The sequence below is a fragment of the Pseudoalteromonas sp. SMS1 genome (assembly GCF_021530565.1).
Classification (GTDB): Bacteria; Pseudomonadota; Gammaproteobacteria; order Enterobacterales; family Alteromonadaceae; genus Pseudoalteromonas.
In genome coordinates this window covers 77,681-87,642 of sequence record NZ_JAKGBI010000023.1, presented here as the reverse complement: position 1 = coordinate 87,642, position 9,962 = coordinate 77,681, and the positions used below count along the sequence as shown (strand labels likewise).

4 protein-coding genes and 1 pseudogene are annotated in these 9,962 nt (G+C 40.7%); 2 read left to right on the top strand and 3 right to left on the bottom strand.

The features are described 5' to 3' along the window. Positions 1 to 31: 31 nt before the first annotated feature. A pseudogene (locus L1286_RS20575) lies at positions 32 to 157 on the top strand (alpha-amylase family glycosyl hydrolase); the annotation flags it as partial. 500 nt (positions 158 to 657) lie between these two features. Here L1286_RS20575 and L1286_RS20570 read toward each other — a convergent pair. Continuing rightward, positions 658 to 1,608, bottom strand: coding sequence for a hypothetical protein (locus L1286_RS20570; protein ID WP_235408898.1), 951 nt, complete (start codon positions 1,606 to 1,608; stop codon positions 658 to 660). Between the two features lie 476 nt (positions 1,609 to 2,084). On the opposite strand from L1286_RS20570, the gene L1286_RS20565 reads away from it, so the two are divergent. Further along, positions 2,085 to 2,792 (top strand): hypothetical protein, encoded by a 708-nt coding sequence (locus L1286_RS20565; RefSeq protein ID WP_235408896.1) that lies wholly within the window; start codon positions 2,085 to 2,087, stop codon positions 2,790 to 2,792. 176 nt (positions 2,793 to 2,968) lie between these two features. On the opposite strand, the gene L1286_RS20560 is transcribed toward L1286_RS20565, so the two are convergent. Next, positions 2,969 to 4,942: a hypothetical protein gene (locus L1286_RS20560; RefSeq protein ID WP_235408895.1), complete on the bottom strand. Its 1,974-nt coding sequence runs from the start codon at positions 4,940 to 4,942 to the stop codon at positions 2,969 to 2,971. 1,104 nt (positions 4,943 to 6,046) lie between these two features. Continuing rightward, a complete protein-coding gene (locus tag L1286_RS20555; RefSeq protein ID WP_235408893.1) occupies positions 6,047 to 9,622 on the bottom strand; it encodes an amino acid adenylation domain-containing protein in 3,576 nt (1,191 codons plus the stop codon). Between the last annotated feature and the right edge of the window lie 340 nt (positions 9,623 to 9,962).

Below are 9,962 nucleotides of genomic sequence, written 5' to 3'. Positions count from 1 at the left end.
AATATCCAGTCAAAATGGATTTTGAAAAGGCATGACAAGAGCAAGGAAAGCATTGATAGATTTGTCCTCGACTTCTTATTATCACTTAATAGCACGGTGTGTACGCCGTGCTTTTTTGTGTGGAGATGACAAATATACAGGGAAGAAACCTGACCATATATGTCCCCAATATTTTCAGGAAGTGGATTTTTGCATGGTAGTGCACAAACCAGAAAGCTTCAATATTTTGCGAGTTATCAACGAAAATGATGAATTAGCTATCGATGAATTCAGAATCACAACCGCTTGCTTATCCATCACGTTTGTAGAATTAATATGAATGTTTTACTTGAGTAATTTAAATCGAGAGAAAATCAGACATATTGCTTATTAGTGTCTAAGGAATTCAAAAGTTAATGTAAGAGTCTGAGTTATCCATAAACTTTACTTATGAGTATGAGGCAAATTTCACTCCAGAGACTGATAGTATGACAGTTAATGAGTGGCTGACTTTTATCGTTAGGATCCTTGAGGTGTAATTTAGAGTAATTCAAGGTAGGCCATATCTGATCATTTTACATATGCTAAGTAAAGCATCGACATTGAAAATTTGAACAAGACTATCTGCACTAAAAAAGCCAGCTATTCGCTGGCTTTTTTAGTATTAAGTTTAGAGGGTTACCACTCTAAACCGGGTACATTGCACACATGCTCAGGAGATGGTCCGCATGCCCCTTTGGCAGTGAATGACTTATTGATGAACATAACGTCGCGCTCTTGCATTGAACGATATACATATAAGTATCCGTTTAAAGTGACATTACTGTCGAAGTCGTTGTAGCTTACATACTCATAGTTTTTAGTGGTCTTAGCACCTAGATTAACACGCCAATTGTATGTTGCGTTGCTGCCATTTGTTAGATGTGGGTAAAATGTGTAACTGTAAAAGTCATGTGCAGACTCATCAAAGCTATAGCTGTTAATAACAGGTGTGTTTACACCTTTTCGATTGTAAGCATATGATGTGATGTAGTTGTTAAAGCTGGTGCCATTATGACCCTGTGACGGGATATATTTGCTGAGCATGTCAAACTCTTCAAATGCAGATGGCTTTCGTTTGGTAATAGACTGAAACTTATTCGTGATATGGGTAAGTAAATTCGAGTCTACATACCTTTGTTGCTCTGGCGTAGCTAAACAAGTATTTCTTTTTAATTTTGTATCGGTGCTCTGAACATGTGCTAGCATCTCATTTTGTCGAGCGTTATAAAATTGATGCCCTACATTTCCTTTTACAATGTTGTATGCAATTTCGACGACCGCGAGGCAAGCTGTCGCAGTGATAGGGTTATCAAGGCAATCTTTGCGCAGGTCATTTCTAAGCTTTCTATCTGCGGCTGCTTTGTCTTTTCCTAACGTATTATAAGCTATGTCATGCCTATTACAGCTTGTGTGTAAATCACCAATATATTTATTGAGTTGTGTGTTGACGCTAGAGCTATTAGGGAATACGGTACATTTGTCTGTTACAACTGTTTTTACCGAGCATGCAGGAGCAGCTGCATACGCAGTAGAAGCATAACCCAACACAATACCAACGCTTGTTGCAAGCATAGTCGATTTAATCATTTCCTTACCTCGAATTGTATGTTTGATTTTTATATTACTAAGTTAATTATTATACTTTGTTAATTTTTTGTTTTTTAGTTGTGTTTTAAATGGATTTTGGTGTTTTTATATTTTTGTTTTCTTGCAATTTACACTGAAATTGAGTGGATGGAAAATAAAAAATAATATTATTTTATTTTTATTTGAGTGTGTGTTTTTTGTGAATTTTAAATTGAAGTAAAAAGTCGTCAGTTTAGTACTTTAATTAGACACCTTGTCGGTATTTCTTAAATTCTTTGCCCAGTTTTGTCCTTTGGCTAGTTCACATCTTTCACAGTGTTGAGATTGTTGCAAAAAACACAGCTTGTGTAGTAAAGTTGTTTCTCAAGTAAATTGCTGGCGTGGGAGCTTGTTAAGCCTCGGATGCATAACAGACAATTTACGATCTTTAGTCACTCTACCTTTCCTATTTATAAAGTGATAAGTTAAGGATTTTCATGAGAAGTATTTATTCACCGAGACAAATTCAAGTAGCCACTTTTTTTGGGGGGCCTTTTGCTGCTGCATACTTTTTGAAGTCTGCATTTGAATCGGTTAATAAAAAAGAAATTGCTTCCAAAGCGCTTATTATTAGCTTAATTACAAGTGCGCTCATCATTTTTATACTTCCCTTTTTGCCTGAAAAGACGCCTAACAACCTTATTCCTATTTTATATTTAATCCCAGTAACTATCTTGCTAAATAAGCAGTACATTACGAAAGAGGAAATATTGGCGTCAGAAGAATATAAAATAGAGTCTAGCTGGAAGGTTTTTGGTATATCGCTCATTTCAGTATTTTTGTATGGTGCTATCGCTATAAGTTATTTATGGGTGTCTCAGTCTAGTGACGATATTGCTCAAAACTTAGTAGAAAATGTCAATAACTCTGATATTGAACTGAACCCTGATTATTTTATTAAATTAGAGGCACACAAAGATGAGAATGGCTCTGGCGTTTTTTTAAATTTTACACTAACGAATGGGGCGATTAATGAGTTTAAAAACGCAAGTCAAGCGGAGCTTAGGCCGACAGTCATTAACTTTATTGGAAAAGAATTTTTACGCGATTTAGTGAAAGAAAATATTTACATAATTGTTCATTTTCAAACTCAAACGGACGAAGTTGTGAATAAAGTTATTCTATCGCCATCTAATATAGATTAAAGTGGTAGTAGTATAGAATGTAGGCTTATTTAAGCGCATGTTTAGTATTCAATCTAAGCAATGTGATAATTACCATGTGTTTAACTCATCTTCGTATTTAACTTATAAAACTAAGCGCAAGCCCAAAGCTAGAGCATCGTCTTACGCTTAGTGATTAAATCAACAATCTAGTCATATTAAGACTGAGTTCTCGCGACTGCTAACGCAATATTCCCCAATATATTGGGTGTTCCATAGCCACCAGGTAATGATTGCGCATGATTAATCAAGATGTCCGGTGTTGTTCTTGGGGTCACGTTAATGCTCTGGGTGGACAGCCAGTATAAATAAATATCGAGTAAGTTATTATCAAACTGTGCCAATTTTGCCCATTGGCTTTGATATGCGCCAATATTTCGGTAGTAGGGATCTGGACCCCTGTTTTTACTACAGGCATTAATTGAGCAAACATTGGATCTAAACCGTTGGTCTAAATCAGAGATGATTAGCTGCTTGATCGTATTTGATAGTCGCACCATATCTTGATGGTCAAAAATTCCAAAGCCCCCAGCTAGATAAGCCTCTACAATAAATGAGACTGTATCACCGGCATGGCTGACGTCAATGGTGCCTTCAACAGGTAAACTGTTCGAGGCACAATCTTGGGCAACAGAGCCTGCGGGCGCGTAACAGCGAATATTATAGGCATTAGCGTTGTTGGTGGTAATGTGTTCTAAAGAGTCTTTCAATACTTGGCCGCGATTCTGGATAAAATGGATGTACTGACTTTTTAGAGTTGGGTCAGAGCTGTGTTTATCAAGAAAGAGTGCAATGGTACCAACTCGGCCGATGAAGTGTGTTACTCTCAAACTTCTGAATTGATTATACTTTGCGTACCACTTTCGCCAAATATGCTGTTCCGCAAAAGAGAGAAGCGTGTTTGCTCTGTTATGTAAATTGGCAAGTTCAGGATCATCTAATATCACGGCGATGGTTCGTGCAACGCCAGCACCTGCACGCCACTCGTAGTGATCATGGTCGTACATATTACCATTGTGGTTGAATAAAGGTGTGCTGAACCAATCTAGGTAGCCGTCGCCATTTTTGTCTTGACCAATACTTTTATACTTTTCACTGATTTGCAATGCTAATTCGGCCAATGAGGTATCACCAGATGCAAGGTATAGATCAAGTAGTCCATCGATGCCAAGCCATGCATTGTACATATGCTTTACGTCGCAAACATTCTGCGCTCGGCCATTAATGGTGACAGGTGTATCACAATGAATATTATCAACCCAATTGTGAGGTGCTTTGTTCTTAAACGCGTGTCTTAGTGTCACCACGGTTGGGTTTTCTGAGACGCTATAGTCAGTGGTACTTTGTGTGCTGCCCCCTTTCCCTTCACAAAATACTGTGAGTTCGTAGCTGTCTACAAGATGTGTACGAGGCTTTGATGTCCAAATGTAACTACCGTTTTTTTGAGTCCCTTCATAATAGGTAATTTCGTCACCATTACTGTTATAGGCATAGCATTTACTTGCATGACTATACGAAAACCTTAATGTTTGACTTTGGCCTAAATAAGCGGTTTTTGGCGTATATTTTAAATTGCTGATTGTCGGTTTAGGGGCGGGGGTTAAGGTATATGATGCAGTCGCTTTAGTACTCCCACCTGGGCCAGAGCATGTAAAGTTATAGCTTACAGTACCAGGCTTACTACTAGTAAAAGTATAACGTCCTGATGTGCCAATTTCGGTTCCCCACGGGTTTTTACATGACGTCGCATGTTCCGTCGACCACCTTAAGGTGACTGGCGTGCCAACTTCGGCACTTCGGGGGGAATAAGCGAAATTAGCCCTTGGTAAAGGGCGTGGTTTTACGACGCGTAGTGCTTTGAAGAGGGTGCGCCCGCCAGGCCCCGAGCATGTAAATTTGTATTCGGTAGTACCAACGGAGGGCGTGGTTGTGTACGATCCCCTCACGCCAATTTCGGTTCCCCATTGATTTTTACAACTTGTCGCATTAACAATGTGCCATCTCAGTGTGCTGGATTGTCCCACCGTAATTGTACTGGGTTGAAAAGAAAATGATCCTGTGGGCTTAGCGATTGCGTGTGCATTTTGCATGGTTACAATCGCTAAAGCAGAGATCCCTAATATGTATTTCATCTTGTGCTTTCCTTAAGTGATGCATTCTTGCGACGATATTATATACAAAATGTCGGGATGGACATAAAGTCAGAGCTCAGTTTAGAGGGGTATTCTGAACGCCATAGGAGTTTATACGTCGGCAATAACTCTGCTTATTAAGGTTGCAGTGAGCGATAGAGCTGTATTAAATTTAAGTGGGCAAGGGGACATGATGACCAATCTAACAAGGTAAAGCGCATAATTTATAAAAACATTGCCTGTTAAATAATATGCTAACGGTGCATGCTTATGGCGCCCTTAAGTCAGGTGGCAAGGGGACGTCAGCTCGACGATGTTGTTGATCTGTGTTTCCACACATTTTTATTGGTACCTTTGTTTACTTTGGTTGTTCACTTTTTAGTGAAACCTATAACGACATCTGTATAATTGGGCGAAAGCACTGGGACTTCTGTTAATGAGAACGTATTTCTCACATTGTCATTTTAAATAATTTTATGCCGTTAGTTTTAAAAAACTTTGATAAGCAAAGCGTGATCTCGATATCTGATGTAAAGCATTATGTAGAGCAATTGCCTACTAAGCACATTAAAAGTTTGACTCACATTGTCTATGATCCAACCCGATTTTTTCAAAGAAGTTATAGCAACCCATCGGTTGTTAATCAGAATGTACTTGGGGAATACAATCAATTACCGCAAAACTTTGTGACAATATACAAGTTTAATAATCGCAAGGAGTTTTTGCATTTGCTTTATCATGAAATAGGGCATCATGTATTTAATAAAATACTGTCTGTTCATGAGCGCAGAGAATGGGTTTTATGCGCGCGAAAAAGTCGTCACCATGTGAGCGAGTACGCCAAGACTAATACACAAGAAGACTTTTGTGAGTCTTACGCATTTTTTATGCATAGTAAGCATATTCTTGCTAGGGACAGTTATAAGATTAATTTTATGCGGCAGGTATTTCGATAATGCACATGAAGGTATATAACAATAACGGCACATCGCTTCGTTTAAAAGTCTGTACTTGTGTCTATTCGTTCGTTTCAAATTTTGCTCGCGAAAAAACAAAAGCCAAGTAGTATCACCTTGGCTTCTCATGCACCAATCTATAATGATTTTATACCATCGTCACCGCCTTATTCGTTATGCTGGTTTGCAAGTCACGATGACCGTATTCTATTAGCCTGGCAATAAACCATACAAATACCTCGCTTTGGCCATTTAAAATGCACCCACTTTGACAAACCGTTTCAAGTAAAGATTGCACATTGTGTTGTTTTAGTGCTTCCAATGCTTTTTGGCTTACAAGGGTTAATTCACAATAGGGAAGGTCTCCTACAGCATCTTGACTAACACATAATTGACCTTTTTCGATCGTGAGAGTGAGAGGGGGTTCGCTGGCTTGGAGTTTGATTGATATCGCAAGTTCAGGTTGTGGGGTTACTGTGTTTTGCAAATACATTTTGATATAGCCTGCAAACGTATCTCTCCAACTGGTTAATGCATATAGCGATGTTGCAAGGTGCACAGGGTTTGCGTTACTTATGTTGACCTGCTGCTGTTCGAAGTATGCATTCACTTCTTTTTCTGCCTCAATGAGCGCGTTTACGGTATGATCAATGTCTGCATAGGTATGTGCAGCCGAGCAAATAAAGCGTAGCCGGCCACGTCCTTTTTCAACAATGGGGTAGGTTACCGCCAGCGTTTGCACACCACGTTGATATAAACTCTGAACAATGGCATAAAGCTTATCCTTGTCTCCAAAGTGCGGTGTGACAATTGGCCCATCCCCCGTCCCAAGGTCAAATCCTGCTTCTTGAAACAGGGTGCGCATGTAGCGAGTGCGGTCCCAGAGCTGGGCTCTCATAGCATCGTCATTTTGTAAAATGCGCAATGACGCTAAGGCTGCTGCAATGTCAGCAGGGCTGATTGAAGCTTGGAATATATACGCTCTGGACGCTGACTTTAGCAGGTTAATATGTTTTTCACTGGCTGCAATAACCCCCCCTATACTTCCCAGTGCTTTGCTTAAAGTTGTCATAATAAAGTCCACCTGATCGCTGACCCCTTGTTCGACACACACGCCTGCACCACGCTTGCCATAAAAACCAAATGAGTGTGCTTCATCGACAAGTACGAGGGCACCATATTGCTTTGCCGTGTTGACAATATCGGCAACAGGAGCTGTGCCCTCGCCCATGCTGTAGACACTTTCTAAAACAACTAAAGTCGTGCGGTAGGGCGATTGCTCAGCGGCCAAAATCGTGGCCAAATCACTTTTATCATTGTGTTTAAAAGTACGAACAGTGGCGCCACTGAGTCTTGCGCCATCAACAATGGATGCGTGACAAAGCTGGTCAATAACCACAATGTCGTTCGGTCCCAGTATGCCTGATATTGCGCCTAGGTTAGCTGTATAGCCAGTAGGAAACAGGCAAGCACTGGATTTGCCAACTAGTTCGGCAAACTCTTTTTCAAAGGCGACATGTTGGTCAGTCATACCCGTTGCCGCTGCTGAAATACCCATACCCGTGCCATAGTTTTGTAGTGCATCTGTTGCATGCGCAATCACTTCTGGATCTCGGTTAAAACCAAAATACAAATTGGTTGACCAAATGATGGATTGGCGTTGTTCATCATGATAACTATCACCAATTAAGCCTCTCGCTGAGCTGCCAGTTTTTAACACTTTGCCATATGGATTACGTTGCAGTCGGTTAACCATGTTTAATATTGCTTCGACTAATAAGCTTTTATCATTGATATCCCAAGCTTGTACACTTGCCGAGCCAAAAGTTGGGTGGCTAGATTGCAATAAGGTTTGAAATTGGTGCAAAGTGTCTCGTTGATGATTACCTTCACTTGGTTCAGTGTGCTGTTGTGATTGGCCATCGATTATATGCGTGCCTAGCAAGGCTGGAGTTGGGTAAGCAGCAATGTGTGTTGGTGAGATAGCGACGTTGAGTGTGCGGCTTATGCGACTTGAAAGCTCTAGCAAGTTTAATGAGTCTATGCCCAAGCTATCAAAGCTTGTGTTGGGGTTAATGCGCGCAGGTTCTGAGATCCCAAGCAGGGTTGCTAGCGCTTGGCGAATAACGCTAATCGTGTTTGTAAGCTTGTCCTTACTTTCAACTTCGTTAATCCATTCTGGGCTGGCTTGGTTAGCGAGCCTCACTTCGGTTAAGCTAGGTAGTTTGCTTCTATCCAATTTCTCGTTGGGTAACAGTGGCAGCGCATCTAAGGACATAAACAAGTGTGGCACCATGTAGTTTGGCAGTTGCTCTAAAAGTAGAGCTCTTAGGGTATCGTGGCTTGGTGCATTGGGTTTTTCTACCACGTATGCCACAAGTGACTTTTGTCCATTCTCACTTTCCACGGCATTTACCGCCGCAGCGTCGATAAATGGGAGTGACTCCAATACAGATTCAATTTCACCTAATTCAATGCGAAATCCACGAATTTTCACTTGTTGATCTATGCGCCCAACAAACTCAATTTCTCCCTTCGTATTCCAGCGGCATAAGTCTCCCGTTCTATACATTCTCTGTTTGGGGGCGTGCTGATTAATTTGCAGTTCTATAAAGCGATGGCGGGTTTGGCTGTGATCATGTAAATACCCGCTTGCCAACTTATCCCCACCCAGATACAGCTCGCCTGCTATCCCTTTTTCCACGGGGTGAAGTCCCTCGTCCAGAATATATGCATACGTACCTTCAACAGGCCGGCCGATTGGAATGTTCTTTGCGCCCACCTCAATTTCACAGAGGGTTGAAAACACAGTATCTTCTGTCGGGCCATATGCATTCACAACGCGAACTCTTGGATTAACACCATGTATTTTATCAACTAAGGCTGATTTTAGTGCCTCACCTCCAAACACCACGCATTCAATATGTTTAGGAAGGGGGCCAGTATTGAGCAGTGCTTGCATCGAGGATGGTACCATCACACAGGCTTTTACTTTATCTGCGTGAGGCAAGGTGGGGAGTGCTAGCGCATTCTTCGCCAGAATCAATGTACCACCTAATGACAGTGTCCCCAATGTCTCCATAACTGAGGTATCAAAACACACTGACGCTGCAGCCAAAACGCCTTGCAATTCTCTTTGGCCAAAAAGTTGCCTCAATGCGCGTGACATGGCCATTAGATTGTGATGTGCAATAGCGACACCTTTTGGGTTACCTGTTGAGCCTGAGGTATAAATAACATAGGCCAAGTCGCTACTAACCGGTGAACCGGCTGGTTCAGTGTTTTGGGCTTCCATATTGAGCGATTGAATATTAATGCAATGACTGACATTTGCACATAGGTCACTGGCTTCGTGCGAGTCAATAATGGCTGCATGCACTTTGGAGTGAGATAGCATGTATTCTACGCGACTCTTGGGGTAGTTTGGATCGATTGGTATGTAAGCGCAGCCCGCTTTATGTATGCCGATCATCGTTGCAATCAAATTCCATTTTCTGACCATACACACGGCAATCAATGAACCGCTTGGAATTTGCTGCTTTTTGATTTCGGATGTTATTGCCCAGGCGGCGGACATCAGTTGTTCATATGTCACTTCAATTTCGCCATCTATAATTGCGATTTTTTCAGGGGTGAGCTGCGCATGTTGCTTAATAAGTGCGTAAACAGTGTCACATTGAACACCGAGCACATTACCTGTTGCATTGCCGTTTGCCTTCTGCATTTGCAATTTCCTTCTGTGGTTTTGTTATTGATTTTTGTATTTTTTATGTGCTTCAAAGGTATCAGAAAGGTGTTTAAATTGCGTTTACTATGTGGATCTGTATCTTATTTGTGTACTGATTTTTGAGTAAAAACTCTATTTTATTTTTTACCGTAAAAATAATGACTTATAATTTTATACTGGCCACTTCATTGTTTTTTTATTTTAACTTTCTGTTTGATTGTGGTTTTAAATGTTGTTTTTTTAAATTTCTATTCTTACTTTGCTCTCGAGGTGGGGGTATATTATAACGTTTTTATCTCTATGTTTTTTAGGTGATATTTGGGCGGTTTTTCTCTTC

What these genes read in the sequence shown, in the direction of transcription:
- L1286_RS20565 (WP_235408896.1), top strand. Translation starts at nt 2,085, where the DNA reads ATGAGAAGTATTTATTCACCGAGACAAATTCAAGTAGCCACTTTTTTT.
- L1286_RS20570 (WP_235408898.1), bottom strand. Translation starts at nt 1,608, where the DNA reads ATGATTAAATCGACTATGCTTGCAACAAGCGTTGGTATTGTGTTGGGT.
- L1286_RS20560 (WP_235408895.1), bottom strand. Translation starts at nt 4,942, where the DNA reads ATGAAATACATATTAGGGATCTCTGCTTTAGCGATTGTAACCATGCAA.
- L1286_RS20555 (WP_235408893.1), bottom strand. Translation starts at nt 9,622, where the DNA reads ATGCAGAAGGCAAACGGCAATGCAACAGGTAATGTGCTCGGTGTTCAA.